This is a genomic window from Streptomyces sp. NPDC056480, from assembly GCF_042795405.1.
GTDB lineage: Bacteria > Actinomycetota > Actinomycetes > Streptomycetales > Streptomycetaceae > Streptomyces.
Genome location: NZ_JBHTSA010000045.1, coordinates 1 through 19840, shown reverse-complemented (window position 1 = coordinate 19840; position 19840 = coordinate 1). Strand labels below are relative to the sequence as shown.

The 19840-nt window shown below is 73.5% G+C and carries 21 protein-coding genes and 1 pseudogene; 9 read left to right on the top strand and 13 right to left on the bottom strand.

Translation table 11 applies throughout. The features are described from left to right. Positions 1–57: 57 nt before the first annotated feature. Positions 58–225 (bottom strand): SHOCT domain-containing protein, encoded by a 168-nt coding sequence (locus tag ACFQ79_RS20790; protein ID WP_383585579.1) that lies wholly within the window; start codon positions 223–225, stop codon positions 58–60. Between the two features lie 189 nt (positions 226–414). On the opposite strand from ACFQ79_RS20790, the gene ACFQ79_RS20785 reads away from it, so the two are divergent. The 4 genes from ACFQ79_RS20785 to ACFQ79_RS20770 all read left to right on the top strand — a co-directional run bounded on the left by ACFQ79_RS20785 (position 415) and on the right by ACFQ79_RS20770 (position 3556). Next, complete coding sequence (locus ACFQ79_RS20785; RefSeq protein WP_383585577.1) at positions 415–813, top strand: SHOCT domain-containing protein; 399 nt, start codon at positions 415–417, stop codon at positions 811–813. Between the two features lie 36 nt (positions 814–849). Beyond that, positions 850–1776, top strand: a complete 927-nt coding sequence (locus tag ACFQ79_RS20780; protein ID WP_383585575.1) for a hypothetical protein — start codon at positions 850–852, stop codon at positions 1774–1776. Between the two features lie 78 nt (positions 1777–1854). Further along, positions 1855–2298 (top strand): RrF2 family transcriptional regulator, encoded by a 444-nt coding sequence (locus ACFQ79_RS20775; RefSeq protein WP_383585574.1) that lies wholly within the window; start codon positions 1855–1857, stop codon positions 2296–2298. A gap of 70 nt (positions 2299–2368) precedes the next feature. Continuing rightward, positions 2369–3556, top strand: coding sequence for a globin domain-containing protein (locus ACFQ79_RS20770; RefSeq protein WP_383585572.1), 1188 nt, complete (start codon positions 2369–2371; stop codon positions 3554–3556). A 94-nt stretch (positions 3557–3650) separates the two neighbouring features. Here ACFQ79_RS20770 and ACFQ79_RS20765 read toward each other — a convergent pair whose 3' ends face one another. The 7 genes from ACFQ79_RS20765 to ACFQ79_RS20735 all read right to left on the bottom strand — a co-directional run bounded on the left by ACFQ79_RS20765 (position 3651) and on the right by ACFQ79_RS20735 (position 9984). Continuing rightward, on the bottom strand, positions 3651–4022 hold the full coding sequence (locus tag ACFQ79_RS20765; protein ID WP_383585570.1) for a peptidase inhibitor family I36 protein: 372 nt from the start codon (positions 4020–4022) through the stop codon (positions 3651–3653). Further along, complete coding sequence (locus ACFQ79_RS20760; RefSeq protein ID WP_383585568.1) at positions 4019–4732, bottom strand: hypothetical protein; 714 nt, start codon at positions 4730–4732, stop codon at positions 4019–4021. Before ACFQ79_RS20760 ends, ACFQ79_RS20765 begins: the two co-directional genes overlap by 4 nt. Positions 4733–5111: 379 nt before the next feature. Next, positions 5112–5897, bottom strand: coding sequence for a polysaccharide deacetylase family protein (locus tag ACFQ79_RS20755; protein ID WP_383585566.1), 786 nt, complete (start codon positions 5895–5897; stop codon positions 5112–5114). A gap of 229 nt (positions 5898–6126) precedes the next feature. Then, positions 6127–6579, bottom strand: a complete 453-nt coding sequence (locus tag ACFQ79_RS20750) for a hypothetical protein (protein ID WP_383585564.1) — start codon at positions 6577–6579, stop codon at positions 6127–6129. Positions 6580–6620: 41 nt separating this feature from the next. Next, positions 6621–8168 (bottom strand): ATP-dependent DNA ligase, encoded by a 1548-nt coding sequence (locus ACFQ79_RS20745; RefSeq protein WP_383585562.1) that lies wholly within the window; start codon positions 8166–8168, stop codon positions 6621–6623. Positions 8169–8218: 50 nt separating this feature from the next. Then, complete coding sequence (locus ACFQ79_RS20740) at positions 8219–9409, bottom strand: DUF6397 family protein (protein ID WP_383585560.1); 1191 nt, start codon at positions 9407–9409, stop codon at positions 8219–8221. Between the two features lie 161 nt (positions 9410–9570). Further along, entirely contained in the window at positions 9571–9984 is a 414-nt protein-coding gene (locus ACFQ79_RS20735; RefSeq protein WP_073905463.1) for a roadblock/LC7 domain-containing protein, read from the bottom strand. A gap of 152 nt (positions 9985–10136) precedes the next feature. Between ACFQ79_RS20735 and ACFQ79_RS20730 the strand changes: the two genes are divergently transcribed. Continuing rightward, positions 10137–10562, top strand: a complete 426-nt coding sequence (locus tag ACFQ79_RS20730; protein ID WP_383585557.1) for a PPOX class F420-dependent oxidoreductase — start codon at positions 10137–10139, stop codon at positions 10560–10562. 25 nt (positions 10563–10587) lie between these two features. On the opposite strand, the gene ACFQ79_RS20725 is transcribed toward ACFQ79_RS20730, so the two are convergent. Genes ACFQ79_RS20725 through ACFQ79_RS20705 form a run of 5 tightly spaced genes read right to left on the bottom strand, consistent with a single transcriptional unit; the run spans position 10588 to position 16157 of the window. Then, on the bottom strand, positions 10588–11217 hold the full coding sequence (locus ACFQ79_RS20725) for an ATP/GTP-binding protein (RefSeq protein ID WP_383585555.1): 630 nt from the start codon (positions 11215–11217) through the stop codon (positions 10588–10590). Further along, positions 11198–11614: a DUF742 domain-containing protein gene (locus ACFQ79_RS20720; protein WP_030316908.1), complete on the bottom strand. Its 417-nt coding sequence runs from the start codon at positions 11612–11614 to the stop codon at positions 11198–11200. Before ACFQ79_RS20720 ends, ACFQ79_RS20725 begins: the two co-directional genes overlap by 20 nt. Positions 11615–11628: 14 nt before the next feature. Then, entirely contained in the window at positions 11629–12063 is a 435-nt protein-coding gene (locus ACFQ79_RS20715; protein ID WP_073905453.1) for a roadblock/LC7 domain-containing protein, read from the bottom strand. Next, positions 12060–15275 (bottom strand): nitrate- and nitrite sensing domain-containing protein, encoded by a 3216-nt coding sequence (locus ACFQ79_RS20710; RefSeq protein ID WP_383585552.1) that lies wholly within the window; start codon positions 15273–15275, stop codon positions 12060–12062. The genes ACFQ79_RS20715 and ACFQ79_RS20710 overlap by 4 nt, the downstream gene beginning before the upstream one ends. A gap of 54 nt (positions 15276–15329) precedes the next feature. Next, positions 15330–16157, bottom strand: coding sequence for an MHYT domain-containing protein (locus ACFQ79_RS20705; protein WP_383585549.1), 828 nt, complete (start codon positions 16155–16157; stop codon positions 15330–15332). Positions 16158–16334: 177 nt separating this feature from the next. Between ACFQ79_RS20705 and ACFQ79_RS20700 the strand changes: the two genes are divergently transcribed. From ACFQ79_RS20700 to ACFQ79_RS20685, 4 genes and pseudogenes are all read left to right on the top strand, one after another. Further along, on the top strand, positions 16335–16943 hold the full coding sequence (locus tag ACFQ79_RS20700; protein WP_383585546.1) for a methyltransferase domain-containing protein: 609 nt from the start codon (positions 16335–16337) through the stop codon (positions 16941–16943). A gap of 189 nt (positions 16944–17132) precedes the next feature. Further along, a complete protein-coding gene (locus tag ACFQ79_RS20695; protein ID WP_383585543.1) occupies positions 17133–18962 on the top strand; it encodes a bifunctional serine/threonine-protein kinase/glutamate ABC transporter substrate-binding protein in 1830 nt (609 codons plus the stop codon). Positions 18963–19048: 86 nt separating this feature from the next. Continuing rightward, positions 19049–19384: a hypothetical protein gene (locus ACFQ79_RS20690; protein ID WP_383585541.1), complete on the top strand. Its 336-nt coding sequence runs from the start codon at positions 19049–19051 to the stop codon at positions 19382–19384. 161 nt (positions 19385–19545) lie between these two features. After that, positions 19546–19840: pseudogene (locus tag ACFQ79_RS20685) on the top strand (hypothetical protein); the annotation flags it as partial.

Genomic DNA, 19840 nt, shown 5'->3' with positions numbered 1-19840 from the left:
CCCTCGGGCGCCCCCAATCCCTCCGGCGCCCCGGATCCCTCGGACTCCCTGAATCCCTCAGATGCCCAGGAGGCCGGCCTTGGCGGCCGCGAACTCCTCGGGGGTGAGCAGCCCTTGCCGGGCGAGTTCGCCGAGCCGGACGAGCTGATCGCTCACCGAGGGCGCCCCGCCGGAGGCCGTGCGCTCCCCCGGGAAGGCGAGCACGACACATTCCACCGGCCCCATGGCGCTCCGATCCCTCGTGCGGCAGGCGGCCTCCATCCGAACACGGCGGCCGGGAGCCCGCACGTGGAGGGGCCACACGCGCCGGGGGCCCGCACGTGGAGCGGCCACGACATGCGGAGGCGGCCGGGCTGGGTGAAACTCGCTCCATGCCCGGCCTCCCCGGCCGGTGCGGGAACGGAGTGCGCCGGTATGGACGACTACCCTCTCCTCGACCTCTTCTGGACCATGCTGTGGTTCTTCCTCTGGATCATGTGGCTGTTCCTGCTCTTCAAGGTGATCGGCGACATCTTCCGGGACCACTCCCTGAACGGCTGGGCGAAGGCCGGTTGGCTGATCTTCTGCATCGTCCTCCCGTACCTCGGCGTGCTGATCTACGTCATCGCCCGGGGCAAGGGCATGGGCGAGCGTGACGTCAAGCGGGCCAAGGACAGCGAGGCCGCGTTCCAGGACTACATCCGCAAGACCGCAGGCCCGCAGGAGGGCAGTGGCGGCGCCGCCCACGAGCTGGCCCGGCTGGCGGAACTGAAGGACAAGGGCGCGATCACGCCAGAGGAGTTCGAGAAGGCGAAGGCCAAGGTCCTGGCCTGAGCTTCCGGAGCGCAGGAGAGGAAGGCGCACCCGGACGTGCGGAAGAGGACGCGGGCGGCACCGGCCGCCGGGCTCGCCGGATCCCTTCTGAAGGAGGTCCTGGCGGAGCCCGGCAGGCTTCCGGAGTCGCTCGCGTCCTTCGCTCTGCGCCATCTGGGCCCCGGGGCCGGTCCGAGCGTGGCCCGCCTCCGTGAGGCCCACCCCGAGGCCGACGCGGCCGCCTTGCGCGCCCTGGTCGTGACCCGTGGACGACGGGCCGTGACGGCGGAGGGCGCGTTCGTCGGCGGGCCCTTCCTGCTGCTCATCCCCCTGGCCTTCTGCGGCGCGCTCCTCACCCAGGTGCGCACCGTCCTCGAGATCGCCGCCGTCGACGGGCTGGACTCCACGGACCCGCAGCGCGGTGCCGAACTCCTCGTCCTGCAGGGGGTGTACGGGGACACCGAGACCGCGCGGGTCGCGCTCGATCCGGCCGGCACCCGGCCGGGAAGCGGAGGCGGCCGGGGACGCGTGGCGGCGTTCCGGGACCTGATCGTCCGGATGGCGAAGCTCCTCGGCCTCGTCACGCCGGGCGACGAGGCCGGCCGATGGGTCCGCATCGGCAGGTGGGCGCTCCTCGGCGCCGTGTTCCTGGTCGGCCTGGTGGCACCGCTGGTCTGGCTCCCGTACATGGCCGTCGGGTACTACCGGGGCACCACGCGCGTGACCGATCGGGCCACCGTCTTCTACGCCGGGTCGCCCGACCCGCGCTCCTCGCGCGGTGTCCGGCTCGACCCCGTCATGGCCCGTGCGGGCCTGAAGGCCATGGGTTCCATGGTGCTGCCGGCGGTCGCCCTCTTTCTGGTGGTCGTCACGGACATCCACATCGCGGGCGGCCGGTGGCCGGTCGTGGGGATCGTCCTCACCACCAGCTGCCTGGTCTCGGGCGGTTGGTGGCTGTGGCGGCACTACCGGCGACGCCCCTGACTCGTGCACGGCATCCTTCGCATCCACACGGGGGACCCTTAATACGCATGCGGGATACCGCTTTGATACGGTCATGGCGTGAGGCTGACGAAGTTCACCGACCTGGCACTCCGCGCCGTGATGCGCCTGGCGGTCACCGCACCGGAGGAATCCGTCACCACCCGCGAGGTGGCGGAGTCGATGGACGTGCCCTACGCCCACATGGCGAAGGTGGTCACCCGGCTCCAGCACCTCGGCGTGGTGGAGGCGCGGCGCGGCCGCGGCGGCGGGCTGGCCCTCACGGAACGGGGTCGCCGCTCCTCGGTGGGCTGGCTGGCCCGCACCCTGGAGGGCGAGGAAGAGGTCGTCGCCTGCGAAGGCGATCCCCCGTGCCCGCTGCGGACGGCCTGCCGGTTGCGGGGGGCGCTGCGCGAGGCGCAGGAGGCGTTCTACCGCGCGCTCGACCCGTTGACCGTGGCGGAGCTGGTCGACTCCCCCACCGGCCCCCTGCTGCTCTCCCTCAGCCCACGACCCACCCTCTGAGCCGTACGCGCCCGACGGCGCGCACGCACACCTTTAAATACGTAGATCATCTACCAGATTGCGAGTACCCATGCTGTCCGAGCAGGCCGTCCCGGTCGTCCGCGCCACTCTGCCCGTCGTCGGCGGCGCGCTCGACCGGATCACCGAGCGGTTCTACGGCCGCCTCTTCGCCGCCCATCCCGAGCTCCTGCGCGACCTGTTCAACCGGGGCAACCAGGCGAGCGGCGAGCAGCGGCAGGCGCTCGCGGGCTCCATAGCGGCCTTCGCCGTGGCCCTCCTCGAACGGCCCGACGAGCGTCCCGACGTGATGCTGTCGCGGATCGCTCACAAGCACGCCTCGCTCGGCGTCACCTCCGCGCAGTACAAGACGGTGCACGAGCACCTCTTCGCCGCGATCGTCGAGGTCCTCGGGGACGCGGTCACGCCCGAGGTCGCACGGGCCTGGGACGAGGTGTACTGGTTGATGGCCAACGCGCTGATCGCGGTGGAGACCCGGCTCTACCAGCAGGCGGGTGTCGCCGAGGGCCAGGTCTGGCGGTCGATGGAGGTGGCCGAGCGGCGGGAGGAGACGCCCGACACCGTCTCCTTCGTGCTGCGGCACACCGACGGGACGCCCACGGCGGCCTTCCGCCCCGGCCAGTACGTGAGCGTCCGGGTCGCCCTGCCCGACGGCGCCCGGCAGATCCGCCAGTACAGCCTGTCCGCCGCGCCCGGCCGCCCGCAGTGGCGGATCACCGTCAAGCGGGTCGACGGCGACCCGGCCGGCGAGGTCTCGTCCTGGCTGCACGATCACGCCCGCGCGGGCGACACAGTGGAGGTCTCCGCGCCGTTCGGCGACCTGGTGCTGCCCGAGGGCGAGAGCCCGCTGCTTCTCGCCTCCGCGGGGATCGGCAGCACCCCGATGCTGGCGATGCTCGACCACCTGGCGTCCACGGGGTCGACCCGGCCGGTCGTCGTCGTCCACGCCGACCGCACGCCCGCTTCCCACGCGCACGCCGCCGAACTGCGCCGCCTCGTGGACGCGCTGCCGCAGGGGGCGCTGCACCTCTGGTACGAGGAGCCGGGCGAGTCCGGAGCCCGGGCGGGCCGCGCCGACGTCACGGCGCTCGACCTGCCGACCGGCGTCACGGCGTACCTCTGCGGACCGCTGCCCTTCCTCCGCGCGGTCCGCGGCGATCTCGTCGGCCGGGGCGTCGCTGCAGCCGACATCCACTACGAGGTCTTCGGCCCCGATCTGTGGCTGGGCCACGAGAACTGACGGGCAGCCGCACCGCCCCCTCCCCGCCCGGTGAACGGCGGGGAGGGGCACGGGCGGCCGTTCCACGACGCGGGGAGGGCGCGTGGAGCGGGTGTCAGCAGCCCATCGACCAGGTGTGGGAATCACCCCGGTCGTTGGCCGCACCGTTGTAGCCGACCTCCTGGCCCGGGGCGAGACAGATGGTCATGCCGCCGCCCTGCCAGGCGCTCTCGTAGACCTTGACGTGGTCCTTGATGCCGGGTCCCGAGATGCCGTGGTTGGCCCAGGAGGAGTCGGTGTCGGAGATCCAGCTCTCCCACCAGCCGTCGTCCCCACTCCAGTTGGCGCGCTGGCCACCGAAGTTCGAGTCCTGCCAGACGCAGAACTCACCGCTGGGACATTCGGCCGCGCCGGCCGAGGTCGCGAGGGCGAGACCGGCGGTGGCGGCGAACAGGGCCGCGGCGGTGGTGACGAGAAGTCGCTTCACGAGAGGGTGGTGCCTTTCTGCGGGTGGGTGGGCGCGGGCAGTTCGACTGCCTGCCGCAGTGCGCGGTCGCGCAGCTGCCGGTATGTGGTGAGCTCGTCCCGCCGCAGCGCACGCACCGTGGCCAGCTCGGCTGCCTCGAGCCGCGCGCGGACCTCGTCGAGTCCGCTCTCGCGGGAGCAGCGGGCGGCGACGGCCGGATCGGGGCGGTCGGGGCGGGGGCCTTCGGGTGGCGTCACACAGCGGGTCCACCGGGCGAGTGCCGCTTGGTGGGTGGGGTCGGCGCGCATCCGGGCCTGGGCCTCGGCACGCAGGTTGCCGATGACGACCTGGGCCCGGAACCAGCGGCGCTGGTCGCCGTAGAGCCGCTGCCGGGCACCTGCGACGCAGCCGTCCTCGTGCGCGGTGACGGTGGCGCCCGTGGAGAGCGTGACGGAGAGCTCTCGGGGACCGGCACCGAACAGCGCCGCCTGGAGCTCGCGCTCCTCGTCCGGGGCACGGGGCCTGGGCGTCAGGGAGAGCCCCCGGCCGCTCAGGCAGTCCACGACGAGCCGGTGCTCGGCGGCCTTGAGGAGCGCGTCCTGGGCCGTCCTGCCGGAGGGGACGCCGGAGGTCGCGGGGGCACCGGTCCCGACGGCGGTACAGCCGGACAGCAGGAGCGCGGCGGCCGCGGTCAGCAGCGCGTGGCGAGTGCGCGAGGTCGTGTGGAACATGGGGTCCCCCTTCGATCGTCCCTGGTCGGAGCGGCCGGCGGGTGATCGAATCGGCGCTCGGGATGATCACTGCCCGAGGGCTGAGCCACCATGCCGGGGCTCACTCGAACGGGTCGAACGCGCCGGGGTGCGCGCCGCTCACGCGCCGCTGTCATGCCGTGCGCAGGGGTGACCGGGAACGACAGAGCCCCGGTTGGACGGGGGATTCCAACCGGGGCCGATCTGCCGTGACGCGAAGGGCGGTCACCACATGGGGGGGACCTAGGGGACCGGGCCCCTTCGGTGTCACATACGTATGAACGATGAACGTTTCCCGAATGTTCCGAGCATGCCCCCGTGGGCGGTGTGAGTCACCTCACCCGGTTTTCGGGTGGTCTCGTCAGTCCTTCTCGGGGCGGTACACGGCACCCGGTTCGGCCTCGCCCGGGGCCAGCAGTTCGGGCACGGTCACGAAGGTGAAGCCCCGCCGCTTGAGCTCGTCGATGATGGACGGAACGGCCGGGACGGTGCCGTCGTAGATGTCGTGGAGGAGGATGATCCCGTCGCCGTGCGCCTGCTCGAGCACGCGCTGCCGTATGAGGGCGGAGTCGGTGGTGGAGTAGTCCTTGGCGGTGATGCTCCACAGAATCTGGGCGAGCCCGAGTTCCCTGCTGACGTCGGACACGGCTCCGTCGGTGCGGCCCTGGGGCGGGCGCATGAGGGTGGGCCTCCGGCCGGTGATCCTCTCGACGGCGTCCTGGGTGCGGGACAGCTCCTCGCGGACCTCCGACTCGTCGAGATCGGTGAGGATCCGATGGGTCCAGGTGTGGTTGGCGACCTCGTGCCCCTCGTCGGCTATGCGCTTGACCACCTTCGGATAGCGGTCGACGTGCTTGCTGCCGAGCAGGAAGAAGGTCGCGGGGACCTGCTTCTCCTTGAGGATGTCGAGCAGCCGGGGAGTGTCCTTGCCCGGCCCGGCGTCGAAGGTCAGCGCGATGCACTTCACCTGAGCGCAGTCGACGCGGCGGGCGGCGGCGCCCGCCTTGTCGTCCGTTCCGCCCTCCGCCCGGGCGTCCTGCGGAGTGACGGTGTCGACCCCGCAGCCGCCGAGGGTCAGCATCAATGACGCCGCGGCGATCAGGGCAGTGGCCGTCCCCCTGCGTCGGCCCAGCCTGGATCGGAACATGGTGGAACCCGCTTTCCCCGGTGATGTCTTCGGTACGGCCGGAAACCGCCTGGTCAGGGCGGCACTCACGGCAGACGGAGAACTCTACACACGGTGTATACCGAGGAAGGCAGGGGGGTCCTTCAAGCGCACGGGCACACGTCAACCCCGGACGGCGCCCGTCCGCTCCGTCCGGGGAGTTCGCGCTTCAGCGCCTCGGGCTCAGCGCCTCAGGCTCAGCGCCTCGGGCTCAGCGGGAGGCGAGCAACAGTCGGGCCTCGGTCTCCTGGTCACCGGAGACGGACTGCTGGGACTGGATGTCGAAGCCGGCGGCGAGCACCTTCTCGACCTCGTTGACGGCGTGGTATCCGCCGCTGAGCGTGGCGCCGACCGGGGAGGTCAGATGGGTGGGACGCACCTCCTGGTGGCGTCCGCCCGCCGTGTCGAAGGTGGCCGTCCAGACGGTCGGCGACGGTGCGGCCGCCGCCTGGGGCCCCGGGGCCGTCATGTCCTCGAGCTCGTAGACACCGTCGAGGACGCCGAAGACGGCCTGCGCGTCCTCCCGGCTGCAGCCACTGAGCTGCACGGTCACGTCGGTGTCGATGTGCAAGTCGTACACGTCGCTCATCTCCTCGCGGCCGCCGGTCGCTCGTGGCGCCCCGCGCTCGTCGTGCCGGCACTCGTCGTGCCACGTCTCCAGCATCCCTCGCGGGGCGTCGTCCCGCGAGGGCCGACGGCCTCCGCTCAGGAGCGGCCGACGATGTCCTCGACGGTGTCGGCATCGGAGGCCCGCTTGTCGGGGCGGTGCCGCAGGACGCGGGCGAAGCGGAGGGTGACACCGCCCGGGTAGCGCGTCGAGGCCTGGAGTCCGTCGTAGGCGATCTCGACAACGAGCTCGGGCCGTACCCGCACGGTGAATCCGTCGTCCTCCACGGCCAGTTCACGCAGCCGCTCGGTCTGCCAGCGCAGCATGTCGTCGGTGAGTCCTTTGAAGGTCTTGCCGAGCATGACGAAACCGCCGTCGGCCCCGCGGGCGCCGAGGTGCAGGTTGGAGAGCAGCCCGGTTCTGCGCCCGTGGCCCCGCTCGACGGCGAGGACGACGAGGTCGACGGTGTGGACGGGCTTCACCTTCAGCCAGGTGCGTCCCCTGCGGCCGGCCACGTAGGGCGCGTCCAGCGCCTTGACCAGGACGCCTTCGTGTCCCCTGGCCAGCGTGTCGGTGAAGAACCGCTCGGCTGCCTCCACCTGCCCGGGGTCCGCCGGATCCGTCAAGGCGAGGCGGCGGACGCGCTGCGATTCGGGGAGCAGTCGGGCGAGGACCGCGTGCCGTTCCCGGCCCGGCCGGTCGATCAGTCCCTCGCCGTCGGCCGCGAGCACGTCGAAGAAGACCGCGGTGAGGGGGAGGGCGGCGTGCGCCCCTGCGACGTCGGTGCGGGATCCGACCCGGGAGGCGATGGACTGGAACGACACGGGCCGTCCAGTGCCGGGGTCGAGCGCGATCACCTCCCCGTCCAGGATGAAGCCGTCGGCCGGGACGGCGCGCGCGGTCGCGACCACTTCGGGCAGCCGGTCGGTGATGTCGTCGAGCGAACGGGTGTGGACCCGGACGTCCTCACCCCGCCGGTGCACCTGGACCCGGATGCCGTCGAGCTTCTCCTCGACGACACAGGGCCCGAGAGCGCCGATCGCCTCGGTGACGGAGGCCGCGGTGTGCGCGAGCATCGGCTGTACGGGGTTGCCGACCCGGAGGGTGAACCGGTCGAGCGCGGGGGCACCTTCGGCGAGCACAGCCTGCGCGACCGGGGGCAGCGAGCCTTCGAGCATCACGGCACGCCGCAGCTCGGCGGCGGGCACGGCTGCGGCCTGGGCGACGCCTTCCAGAGCGACGGCGTCGAGAGCCCCCTGGCGCACCTCCCCGGTGAGCAGCCGCAACAGGAGCTGTTGTTCGTCGTGGGTGGCCGCGGCGAAGAGGGCATGGACGAGCCGGGTGCGCTCGGCCCGGGAGCCTGCTCCCGCGACCGCCGCGAGTTCCGTCATCGTCTCGTCGACGCGCCCGAGCGTGAGTCCGGGCCGTTCGGCGGGCGGGACCGCGGGTGGGACCACCTCCTTGAGCACGCTCCAGCCGACCCCGATCCGTCCCTGCGGGAGCCGGCCGGAGAGATACGCGATGACGAGGGGGCTCTCCTCGGCCTCGGCCTCCGCGAACAGCTCGGCGAGGAGCCTGATCTTGCGCGAGCGCGCCGAGGCGGCGGCAATCTCCCGGGACACCTCCGCAACACGGGCGAGCAGCATGAGCCCATCCTCCCCACCTCGCGCCCGCGCCGCACGCCACGCGTCGCCCGTCAGGGCCAGGACGCCGGACGCTTCCGTCCACCGGCCCGCCCGCCGCCCGCGGCCCTCCGGCGCCGCAGCCGGTCGAGAAGCCCGGTGCGGGCGGCCGGACGGCTGGGCGGACGGTCCATCGCAGTCGGCCGCCTCGCCGCCGCAGGAGCCGGAGCGACATGCGGAGCCGGAGCCGGAGCTGAAACCGGAGCCGGAGCCGGACCGGGACCCACGGGCACCGCTGACGGCAGGGCCGGCACGGCCGGTACGCGCGGCAGGGGTACGGGCGGCAGGGGTACGGCTGGCAGCGGTACGGGCAGCAGGGGCGATCCAGACAGTAGGGGCGGTTCGGGCGCCGGCGAGGGAGCCGACCGCCGCCGCCCCCGCTCGGGCGTTCCGGCACCGTGCCGTGCCCCGGCCGCGCCCGAGCGGCCCGCATCACCCGGATACGGCGCGGGCTGCGCCGTCCGGGCCTCGTCGAGCGCCAGCGCCAGGCTCAGGCGGTGCCAGAGGATCTCGTCCGGGTCGTCGGCCCGGGTGATCCGCTCGGCGATGTCGCGGCCCGCCGCCCGCACCGGCATGCCCGGCGGCGCCGGCGGGCGCAGCCTGTCGAGGTGGGCGCGCTCGTACGGGTCGTCGACGACCTCGGCCACCTGGACCGGGTCGAGCATGGACGCCATGGCGGCGGCCTGGGCCCAGGGTTCGTCCGTTGCGCGAAGGAGCGCGCCGAGCCGTCGCGCCCGCCAGTTCCTGGGGCGCAGGTCCTCGTGCGCGGCCAGCCGTTCGCGGAGGTCCACGGGCAGTCGCCCGGTGAGCAGCGCCGGGCAGGTGAGGCCGAGTTCGGCGACGTCTTCCGCGAGGTACGTCCAGACCACCGCCCGGTAGCGGTTCAGGGAGAACCGCACGGGACTGACGTGCCCCGTCCGGGCCAGCCTGGTGAAGCGCTCCGGGGTGATCTCCAGGAGCGCCGCGGCCTCCGCCGTGCCGACCGCGCGCACCCGGTCGCGCAGCCCGACGGGAAAGTCGGGCGCGGCCCTGAGCCGGTCGAGCTCGCGCCGCTCGACCCGCCGTCGTCCGCCCTCGCCCGCCGGCACCGTCCTGACCAGGCCTAGCTGGACCGCGAGCCGGAACTCGTCGCGCCCCAGTTCCAGTTCCTGCGCGGCCCGCCCCGGTGTCACCGTCACCGTGCGCGTCCCCTCGTCCACCGTCATCGCGTGGCCCTCCCCCGTACGTCCGTGTTCTCTCCGTGTCGCGGATCTCTCCGACCCACCACCGAGAACGTAACGCAGAGTGACGACTCCCGCACGGCCTGTGGACAACGCCCTGTGGACAACCCCTTTTAGACAACGCCCTCAGGACGGCGGCCGCGGCGTCAGATCAGGCCGCCCTCCGGGCGCCCCGGCTGCCGGGCTGCCACGCCGAGGTGCTCGCCGACGCGGTTGACCAGCAGCGTCATCTCGTACGCCACCTGGCCGACGTCCGCTTCGGCCGCGCTCAGGACGCAGAGGCAGCTGCCTTCGCCCGCCGCCGTCACGAAGAGCAGCGCCTCGTCGAACTCGACCATCGTCTGGCGCGCCCGGCCCGCCCTGAAGTGCCGGCCCGAGCCACGGGCGAGGCTGTGCAGTCCCGAGGAGACGGCCGCGAGGTGTTCGGCGTCCTCGCGTGCGAGTCCGCTGCTCGCGCCTGTCACCAGGCCGTCGTTCGACAGCACGAGCGCGTGCCGTATGAACCCGACTCGCTGGGTCAGGTCGTCGAGCAGCCAGTCCAGTCCCTTGTCCAACGCCATCAGTGGTCCTCCCCCTGGGTGGTGCGCCCCGACGACCCGGTTGTCCCGTGGTCCCCGTGCCGCAGTGGTCCGCCGTATCCCCGCAAGCCTTACGCACTGTCGTGAACGGGGCAAGCACTGCACCACGCCCGCGCGTGCCGCAGGATGGGGACATGACGAGGATGACCGATGATCAGTGGCGGACCTTCGTGTCCGAGGGGACCCGTACCGGCAAGCTGGCGACCGTGCGCGACGACGGCAGTCCGCACGTCGTACCGGTCTGGTTCCTCCTGGACGGGGACGAGTTCGTGTTCAACACGGGCAAGGAGACGGTGAAGGGCCGCAACCTCGCACGCGACGGACGCGTCTCCCTGTGCGTCGACGACGACACGCCGCCGTTCGCCTTCGTCTCACTCAGCGGTCACGCCGAACTCACCGAGAACCCTGACGACTTGCGCCACTGGGCAGGCCGTATCGGCGCCCGCTACATGGGCGAGGACCGGGCGGACGAGTTCGGGGAGCGCAACGCGGTCCCGGGCGAACTGCTCGTCCGGGTACGCATCCAGAAGGTGATCGCCCAGGCCGGCGTGGCCGACTGACCGGCCCGGGGCGCGGTGCGGCGGCTCAGCCGACCGTGTCGAGGAGCCGGGCGGTGTGCATCCGCCCGGCGTACTCGACGAGCCGGATGAGTACTTCCTTCCCGGAGTCGCGGTCGCGCGCGTCGCACAGGACGACGGGCGTGCCCCGGTCCAGGTCGAGTGCGCGGGAGACGTCGGCGGCGCCGTAGGTACGCGCGCCCGTGAAGCAGTTGACGGCGACCACGAACGGGATCTTCCGGTGCTCGAAGTAGTCGACGGCCGGGAAACAGTCCTCGAGTCGTCGCGTGTCGGCGAGGACGACCGCCCCGAGGGCGCCCTGTGACAGCTCGTCCCACAGGAACCAGAACCGGTCCTGGCCGGGCGTCCCGAAGAGGTACAGGGAGAGCCCGGAGCGGATGGTGATGCGGCCGAAGTCCATGGCGACGGTCGTGGTCGTCTTCTGGTCGACTCCCCCGGTGTCGTCGACCGACTCCCCGGCACGGCTGAGCTGTTCCTCGGTGCGGAGCGGCCGGATCTCGCTGACCGCGCCGACGAGGGTGGTCTTGCCCACGCCGAACCCACCGGCGACCAGGATCTTCAGGGCGAGGGCGGTGGTGTCCGCGCCGTCGTCCCCGCTGTCGTCCGCGCCGGTGCTCTCAGAGCGCTCGTAGGCCATCGATTACTTCCCTCAGGATTCTTTCGTCGGGGAGCTGTGCGGGCGGTACGGGCCGGCTGACGCGTACGAAGCCCGATTCGAGGAGGTCGCCGAGGAGGACCCGGACGACGCCGACGGGCAGGTCGGCGTCGGCGGAGAGCTCCGCGACCGACTGGGTCTCGGCCCGGCACAGGGCGAGCAGGGACCGGTGTTCGGGGCCGAGGAGGGACTCCTCGGCCGGTCCGGGCGGGTCGTCGTCGACGACGACGAGGGCGATGAGGTCGAACCGTACGTTGCTGGGCCCGGGTTTGGTCCGGCCACCGGTCATCGCGTACGGGCGCACGAGCGGTCCGGCGTCGGCGTCGTACCACTGACTGCCCGGCACGGACGGGCCGCCGCCGGTGCTGTCCTCGTTCATGGGCCTTCTCCGGGTCAGCCGACGGCCGGCGGGGTCACCGTGAGCCGCGGCGGGGTGTGCAGGTGCTCGCCGACGCGTTTGACGAGGCGGGCCATCTCGTACGCGATGAGGCCGATGTCGGCGCTCACCGAGGCGAGGACGGCGAGGCAGGAGCCGTCCCCCGCCGCGGCGACGAAGAGGAAGCCGTCGTCCATCTCGACCATGGTCTGCCGGACGCCGCCCGTGTGGAACTGGCGGCCCGCGCCCTTGGCGAGGCTGTTGAATCCGGAGGCGATGGCGGCCAGGTGTTCCGCGTCCTCGCGGCTGAGCCCGTTGGAGGCCCCGACGGCGAGTCCGTCGTTGGAGAGCACCACGGTGTGGCGGACCTCCCTGACCCGCATGACGAGGTCGTCGAGGAGCCAGTCGAGCTCGCCGGACCGGTGGTGGGAGATCCTCTCGTGGTCGATCATCGCTGGTCTCCTTCGGGGCGGGGGTCGTCGAGGGGGGTCGTGCCGCGGCCGGGTTCGTGACCTGTGCCGGTGCCGAGGGGGCGTCTACTGCCCGGGGCCGCGCCGCCGCCCCGCTGCCAGCCGTCGCGGTAGGCCGCCATGCGGTCCCGTACCGCTTCCGGGGTGCGGGCGTCCGTCTCAGCCTCGGCCGGTACGAACACCGGCGCCGAGGCGGGTGCTTCGCGCAGCTGCGGGACCAGGCTCGCCTGCCGTACCCGGCGCGGCAGCTCGCCCTCCGCGTCGTCGCCGTGTCCGGCGTGCCGGGCGGCGCCCGCGGGACCCGTGGCACCCGCGTGCGTGCCGGGCGGCTGTTGCCGCGCCGGCGGCGGTACGGAGGGCCCCCGGGGCGGTACGGAGGGGCCGCGGCGGCGCAGTTCGGTGACCCCGGCCGGCGGCGGTGCGGGCTCCGCGGGCGGCGCGAGCGCGGGCACGGCGGTGGGGCGCGGCAGGGACTGCGGGCGCGGGGAGGCGGGAGCATGCGGCGGGACCGGCGGCCGGGCGCCGCTCGTCTCCCTGGGCAGGATCCCGGGCCGCGCGGCGCCCGGTGGCTGCGGGGCGGTCCTGCGGGGCGCCGGGACGGTCCCGGCCGGGGCGCCTCCCCCCAGGGCGGGGGCGGGCGGACCGGCCTGCGCCGGCGGCCGGGGTGCCTGGGGACGGCCGAAGCGGCGGGCCTCGGCGCGCTGCGCCTCCTCGCGTTCGCGTGCGGCGCGCGCTTCGTCCGTGCGCCGGTCGGAGCCGAGCCGGTGGGAGCCGGGTCCGTCCGCGCCGAACCGGTCGCCCGTCGTCCGGTCGTCGCCGCTCTGCCGGTGGTCCGCGCCCGGCTCTCCCCGGTCGGGGGCTGCCGTCCGGGGATCGCGTACCTGCGGGGTTCCGGCATGGGGCGTGTCGGCTCCGTGGCCGGTCGCCCCCGCACTGCGCCCCGGGGGCAGGGCGCCCTGGAGGAGGTCGGTCGGAAGCAGCACGACGGCCGTGGTGCCGCCGTACGGGGAGGTCCGCAGCTGGACCTTGATGTCGTGGCGGGAGGAGAGCCTGCTGACCACGAAGAGGCCGAGCCGGTCGCTGTCGAAGAGGTCGAGGGCCTCGGACTGGGCGATGCGGGCGTTGGCCTCGGCGAGGGTGTCCTTGCCCATGCCGAGTCCCCGGTCCTCGATCTCCAGGGCGTACCCGTTGCCGACGGGCTCGCCGCTGACCCGGACCTTGGTGTGGGGCGGGGAGAACTGGGCCGCGTTCTCGATGAGTTCGGCCAGGAGGTGGGTGAGGTCGGCGACGGCGCCGCCGACGACGGCCGTTTCGGGGAGTCGTCGCACCTCCACGCGCGCGTAGTCCTCGATCTCGGAGACGGCGGCGCGGACGACGTTGGTGAGGGGGACGGGCATCCGCCAGGCACGGCCGGGCGCGGCGCCGGAGAGGATGATCAGGCTCTCCGCGTGCCGGCGCATCCGGGTGGTGAGGTGGTCGAGCCGGAAGAGGTCGCCGAGTTCGTTGGGGTCGTCGGCGCGCCGCTCCATGCTGTCCAGGAGGTTGAGCTGGCGGTGCACGAGGACCTGGCTGCGCCGGGCGAGGTTGACGAAGACGCCGGAGATGCCGCTGGCGAGTTCGGCGCGCTCGACGGCGGCGGAGAGGGCCGCGCGGTGGACGGTGGTGAGGGCCTCGCCGACCTGGCCGATCTCGTCCTGGGACACGGGACCGGGCGGTGTCTCGGCCTGGACGTCGATCTCCTCCCCGGCGCGCAGCCGGCGCATCGCGTCGGGGAGTTTGCCGCGCGCGATGCCGAGGGCGGTGTTGCGGAGGCTGACGAGTTCGACGACCAGGCCGCGGCCGATCCGGACGGAGATGACGAGGGAGGCGGCGACGGCCGCGAGGCCGAAGGTCACCGCCGCGCCGCCCGCGGTGAGGACACCGCCGGCGAAGGGGTCGGAGCGGTCGGCGGCGGCGGTGCGGGCGTCGGTCTCGATCGCGGTGAGTCCGTTCCGTACGGCCGCGAGGGTGTCGTCCCAGTCGGCGCTGGGGACCGCCTGGGCGGCGGTACGGCCCGGGCTCTCGGCGCGGATGCGGTCCTCGGCCCGGGTGAGCCGTGCGTGGTCTCCGCCGGCGGCGAGCCGGTCCCACGCGGCGCGCTCGGCGGCGGGCAGGTCGGCGGTGGCGGAGGCGGTGAGGGTGCGTCGGGTCTCGACGGCCCCGGAGAAGGCGCGGAGCCCTTCCTCCGAGAACCGGCCGGTGAGATGGGCGACGGTGAGGAGGGCGTCCTCGCGGGACAGCATCTCGCCGGCCCTGCCGAATTCCAGGAGTACGCGCGCGTCGGAGCCCTGCCGAGTGTCCTGGATGCCGGTGAGGGCGCCGCCTACGGCGAAGGCGGCGGAGACCGCCGCGGTGTACTCCTCGTACACCTGGTTCCCGTCGGCGCGTCCGTCGGTGGCGGCGGTGCGGAGCCGGGCGAGGCCGGCGACCTTGCCGACGAAGGCGCTGACCCGCTGCCCGACGTCGCCGGGGAGGTCCCCGGTGTCGCCGACCGTGTGCGTGTCGTCCAGACGGAGGCGGTCGACGGCCTCGTCCGTACGGCGTATCCGGTCCTTGAGTTCGGCGGCCCGGGCGGTACCGGGTGCGGCGATCTGCCGTACGGCGGCGCGCCGTTCGGCCTGGAGCGCGGCGAGGGCGGCCGTAACGGGCTCGCGGATCTCGGCGTCGACGCGCTGGAGCTGGCGGATCCGGGCGACGTCCTGGGCCGTGGTGACGGTGGCGAAGCCCCACAGCGCGAGGAGCGACACGACCGGGACCATCAGGAGGGAGACGATCTTGGCGCGGACGGTGCGGGGACGCAGGCCGCGACTCGGGGCGCCGGGTCCGCGCGCCGCGGCGGCGTGGCTCGCGGACGGTCCGTGGACGGTCGCGTGGTGTCCGGTGGCGGCCGGACGGCCGGCGGTGTCCTTGCGACCGGTGCCGGCCGCCTGTCCCGGGCCGGCCGCGTGTCCCGTGCCGGCCGTGTGGCCCCCTGCCGCGTGTCCCGTGCCGGCCAGGTGGCCGGCGGAGGCCGGGTGTCCGTTGCCGGGGAAGGCCTCGGGCGTGGGCTCGCCCGGCTCGTCGGCGGGCGGCCCTGCATGTGCGCGCCGCCCGCGCGCGGCCGCCGACGGCGGCGCCGGCGCCTTGGCGTCGTTGGTCCTGCGGGGAGTTCGCATGGCCTCCTCGTTCCGGCTGCGACGGTCTCTGGTGCGTGGTGTGGGGGGTTCGGTTCAGCTCGCGGGTGTACGGGCGGATTCGGCGGTCCGGAAGCCGGGAGGTGCCACGTCCACCGCGCGCTCGTCGGTGAGGCGGCCGGCGGAGGCGTACGCCGCACGCTCCCTGGCCGTCGGCGAGAGGGCGACGAAGGCGGAGGTGATGAAGAGGTACGAGCCGAGGCCGACGGCGAGCGGGAAGATGAACTGCATGACCGTGGCGCCGGGGAGGGTGGCGGTCGAGGGGGCCACGTCCACCCGTACGGCGAACATGCCGGTGTAGTGCATGCTGCTGACGGCCGCGCCCATCACGAGCGAGGCGACGGCCACGGCGGCGGGTGAGTGGATGTTGAGGGCCGCCCACAGGGCCGCGGTGGCGGCGACGACGGCGATGAGCACGGAGAGGCCGACGAGCAGGGGGTCGAAGCGGACCTCGCCGTGGAGCCGGAGGGCGGCCATTCCCATGTAGTGCATGCTCGCCACGCCGACACCCGTGGTGAGTCCGCCGATCAGGAGGGAGCGGACCCGGTCGCGTCCGTAGCCGACGGCGAACACTCCGATTCCGACGACGGCCATGGCGACGACCAGGCTCAGGATGGTGAGTGGAACGTTGTAGCGGATGTCGGTGCCGGTCACGCCGAAGCCGAGCATCGCCACGAAGTGCATCGTCCAGATGCCGGTGCCGATCGCGGAGGCCGCCGTGAGCAGCCAGTTGCGCCGCGAGCGGCCGGTCGCGTCGAGGGCGCGTACGGTGCAGCGCAGCCCGAGGGCGGCGCCGACGCAGGCCATCGCGTACGACAGTGCAGGTGTCAGCCAGCCGAAGGTGGCGTGGTCCAGGTGTCCCATGGCTCCCGGACGCTAGTGCGCATCAGGGGGCGCACCAGGGGCGCATTTCGAAAGCTGATGGAATATGACAGAGAGATGATCCCGAACGATCGCACCGGGCTCGAACGCGCACGCAGATGATGCACACAAAATGTTCACACACGACGGTCACTCCTCCGGGTACGGAATCATGAGCGCATGAGCGACGACCCCACACACGTCCGAGAGTTCTTCGGCCCCCGCGCCGCCGGCTGGGACAGCCGGTTCCCCGACGACGGTCCCGCGTACGCGGCCGCCGTGAACGAGCTCGGCCTTCGCCCGGGCGACGCGGTGCTCGACGCCGGCTGCGGGACCGGGCGTGCCCTCACTCCCCTCCGCGCCGCCGTCGGCCCGTCCGGAACCGTGCTCGGCGCCGACCTCACCCCCGAGATGCTCGAGCGGGCCGTCGCCGCCGGGCGCGGCGGCACGGCGGGGACGGCGACGCTGCTGCTCACCGACGTCGGACGCCTGCCGGTGCGCGACGGCGCGCTCGACGCGGTCTTCGGGGCCGGACTCGTCTCGCACCTGGCCGAACCCGTCGCCGGTCTGCGTGAACTCGCCCGTGTCGTACGTCCCGGCGGCCGGCTCGCGCTCTTCCACCCGATCGGGCGGGCGGCCCTCGCCGCCCGCCACGGCCGGCAGATCACCCCGGACGACCTGCGCGCCGAACCCCGACTGCGCCCCGTGCTCGCCGAGGCGGGCTGGCGGCTCGTCGGTTACGTCGACGAGGACGCGCGCTACCTGGCCATGGGCGTACGGGAGGACTGAGGCGCGGATCGTCGTGCCCCGCACCGCCCTCGCGGATCATCGTGCCCCGCACCGCCCTCGACGACCGGCCGTCGCGCGGCCCTCCCCCGGCCCCCTATGGCCCGTCCTTGATCCGGCCGGATCCCTCGGCCGGGTGTGGCAGAGTCGGGTCGGGGTCTGCGACGTGACTGGGGGCTGCGAGTGGTGCGGGTGGTCGACGATCGGTTCGAGCTGGTGGAGCGGCTCGGCGGGGGCGGCATGGGCACCGTGTGGCGCGCGCGGGACCTGGTGCTCCACCGTGAGGTGGCCCTCAAGGAGGTCCGCCCGCCCGATCCCGCGCTGGCCGAGTACGACCCCTGGGCCGCCCGCGAACTCCGTACCAGGGTGCTGCGTGAGGCCCGGGCACTCGCGCGCGTGGCCCACCCCCAGGTGGTGACCATCCATCACATCGTGGACGGCGGCGAGGGCACGTACCCCTGGCTCGTCATGGAACTGGTCCCCGGCGGTTCCCTCCAGGACCGCCTCGACCGCGGCGGACTCACCGTGGGCGAGGCGGCGACGCTGGGGCGCGGGATCCTCGCGGGGCTGCGGGCGGCCCACGCGGTGGGCATCCAGCACCGGGACATCAAGCCGCCGAACGTCCTGCTGCGGCCGGACGGACAGCCGGTCCTGACCGACTTCGGCATCGCCGCGATCCACGGGGCCACCGCCCTCACCGCCGCCGGGTCCATCATCGGCACGCCCGACTACATGGCGCCCGAACGCGTCAGCGGCGAGGAGGGCGGGCCGGCCGCCGACCTCTGGTCCCTGGCCATGACGCTGTACGTCGCGGTGGAAGGCCACCATCCGCTGCGCCGGGCGAACACGCTCGCCACGCTCGCGGCCGTCCTCGGCGAGGAGGTGCCGCCGCCCCGGCGGGCCGGGCCGCTGACGCGGGTTCTGACGAGTGTGCTGGTACGGGATCCGGCGGCGCGCCCCGACGGCGAGGCACTGGACCGGATGCTCGCCCGGGTTCAGGAGGAATCCGGCGCGGACACCGCCACCGCCTTCCCCCTCGCACCCCCGGTACCGTCCGGGCCGCCCACGGCGCACAAGCGGCGCGGCGGGGTGTACGCGGCGGTGGCGGGGGCGGCCGTCGTCCTCAGCGGTGTGCTCGTCTGGAACCTCCTCCCGCTCGGCGGCGGGAAGGACGACGGAGGCGGCGACCGCGTCGAGGGCAAGCCGAGCGGCCAGGGGTCCTCCTCGCCGTCGGCACCCGCCACCCCCTCCACGGGCGCCTCCGGGGCGACCCCGACCGGCGGCGGGCCCAGGATCACCATCGGAATCAAGTTCGACCAGCCCGGACTCGGCTTCAAGAACCCGGACGGCACGTACGCGGGCCTCGACGTGGACGTGGCGACCTACGTCGCCCGGGTCCTCGGGCACGATCCCGCCGACATCGTCTGGAAGGAGGCCCGGAGCTCCACGCGCGAGTCGCTCCTCACCCGTGGTGATGTCGACCTGGTCGTGGCCACGTACACCTTCAACTCCCTGCGGGACAAGAAGGTCGACTTCGTCGGTCCCTACTTCATGGCCCATCAGGACGTCCTGCTCCCCGCGAACGACACCACGGTCAAGCGCCCGACGGATCTCGACGGCCGAAAGGTCTGCACGGCCACGGGTTCCAGCACCGCGCTCCTGATCCGGACGAAGCTCGCCCCCCAGGCACAGGTCGTGACCTACGACAGCTACGCCCGGTGCATCGACGACCTGGCCTCGGGGGCCGTCGACGCCGTCACCACCGACAACACGCTGCTCGCCGGGTACGCCGCGCGCGACGCGTACAAGGGCCGGTTCAGGCTCGCCGGTTTCAGCGTCAGCGACGAGCCCTACGGCATCGGCGTTCCGGAGGGCGGCGATGCGAACGGCGCCGTCAGTCGGGCGCTCCGGAAGATGATCGACGACGGCGCCTGGAAGCAGGCCGTCGAGAGGAACCTCCCGCTCCTGAAGAACGCCTCGCCGCCGGTCCAGCAGTGGTCCACCAGCGGCGGGGCTTCCTAGCCGACCCCAACGCACCCTTCTTTCCCGGCACTTCACTGACTACCGTGGATGTGCCGGGCAGTCGTGCCCGGGAAAGGCGGTGCGGCGTGGCACGGGTATCCGAAAGACTGCGCAGGCTCCTTCCGTCCGCCCGGCGGGCACCGGAGGCCGCCGCGCCGGCGCCACCGCGCCCCCGGCAGGGGCACAACCTCTTCGAGGCGGCCGCCGAGTACGTGGCCGCGTGCGCCGAGGACGATCCGGCGCGGGCGGAGGAGGCGGCCAGCCGGGTCTCTCCCGGCATGCTGTCCTTCGGGGTCAACGAACTGGCCTGCCGGGCCCTCCTCACCCTCGCCCGGGAACGCGACGAGTCGCCGAGGGCCGTGGCCCGCTCGCTGCTGGGCCTGCGGGAGGACCCGGTGCGGCGACCCGCGGCCGACGCCTAGGACCGGCGGTGCGGGCGGGCCGGAGCACGGCGGACGCGGCGGCGCCGCGGCCTGCCGCCAGGCCCGCGCGCGTACGGCGATGCAGGTCACGGCGCCTGGCTATGGACAGGCCTCCCTACTCACTGGTTAAGGTGCGCCGACAACCAGATGGGGAGGCATGCGTGGCTGGGACGGACCCGATCGCCGAGGCCGAGGCCGAAGGCGCTGCCGACGCGCTGTTCGTGCTGACCGCGGCACTGCTGACGCCCGCGCGTTTCCCGAGCGTGCTCGGCGACGACTACCCGGCGGCGTGCGCTGCCCTCGGGCTCGAGCCGTACGCCGAGGGGTACGGGCTCGTGTTCGGCCAGGACGGGCTCGGCGCTCGGTGGACGGTCGTCGTCGACGACGTGTCGCTCGTCGCGGTGGCCATCTCCTCCTGGGACTGCGGCATGGCCTACGACCTCTCCCCCGGCGAGG

Excerpts from the sequence above, each read along its gene's own strand:
- ACFQ79_RS20790 (WP_383585579.1), bottom strand. The coding sequence starts at position 225 with ATGGGGCCGGTGGAATGTGTCGTGCTCGCCTTCCCGGGGGAGCGCACG.
- ACFQ79_RS20785 (WP_383585577.1), top strand. The coding sequence starts at position 415 with ATGGACGACTACCCTCTCCTCGACCTCTTCTGGACCATGCTGTGGTTC.
- ACFQ79_RS20770 (WP_383585572.1), top strand. The coding sequence starts at position 2,369 with ATGCTGTCCGAGCAGGCCGTCCCGGTCGTCCGCGCCACTCTGCCCGTC.
- ACFQ79_RS20760 (WP_383585568.1), bottom strand. The coding sequence starts at position 4,732 with ATGTTCCACACGACCTCGCGCACTCGCCACGCGCTGCTGACCGCGGCC.
- ACFQ79_RS20755 (WP_383585566.1), bottom strand. The coding sequence starts at position 5,897 with ATGTTCCGATCCAGGCTGGGCCGACGCAGGGGGACGGCCACTGCCCTG.
- ACFQ79_RS20750 (WP_383585564.1), bottom strand. The coding sequence starts at position 6,579 with ATGCTGGAGACGTGGCACGACGAGTGCCGGCACGACGAGCGCGGGGCG.
- ACFQ79_RS20745 (WP_383585562.1), bottom strand. The coding sequence starts at position 8,168 with ATGCTGCTCGCCCGTGTTGCGGAGGTGTCCCGGGAGATTGCCGCCGCC.
- ACFQ79_RS20740 (WP_383585560.1), bottom strand. The coding sequence starts at position 9,409 with ATGACGGTGGACGAGGGGACGCGCACGGTGACGGTGACACCGGGGCGG.
- ACFQ79_RS20735 (WP_073905463.1), bottom strand. The coding sequence starts at position 9,984 with ATGGCGTTGGACAAGGGACTGGACTGGCTGCTCGACGACCTGACCCAG.
- ACFQ79_RS20730 (WP_383585557.1), top strand. The coding sequence starts at position 10,137 with ATGACGAGGATGACCGATGATCAGTGGCGGACCTTCGTGTCCGAGGGG.
- ACFQ79_RS20725 (WP_383585555.1), bottom strand. The coding sequence starts at position 11,217 with ATGGCCTACGAGCGCTCTGAGAGCACCGGCGCGGACGACAGCGGGGAC.
- ACFQ79_RS20720 (WP_030316908.1), bottom strand. The coding sequence starts at position 11,614 with ATGAACGAGGACAGCACCGGCGGCGGCCCGTCCGTGCCGGGCAGTCAG.
- ACFQ79_RS20715 (WP_073905453.1), bottom strand. The coding sequence starts at position 12,063 with ATGATCGACCACGAGAGGATCTCCCACCACCGGTCCGGCGAGCTCGAC.
- ACFQ79_RS20710 (WP_383585552.1), bottom strand. The coding sequence starts at position 15,275 with ATGCGAACTCCCCGCAGGACCAACGACGCCAAGGCGCCGGCGCCGCCG.
- ACFQ79_RS20705 (WP_383585549.1), bottom strand. The coding sequence starts at position 16,157 with ATGGGACACCTGGACCACGCCACCTTCGGCTGGCTGACACCTGCACTG.
- ACFQ79_RS20700 (WP_383585546.1), top strand. The coding sequence starts at position 16,335 with ATGAGCGACGACCCCACACACGTCCGAGAGTTCTTCGGCCCCCGCGCC.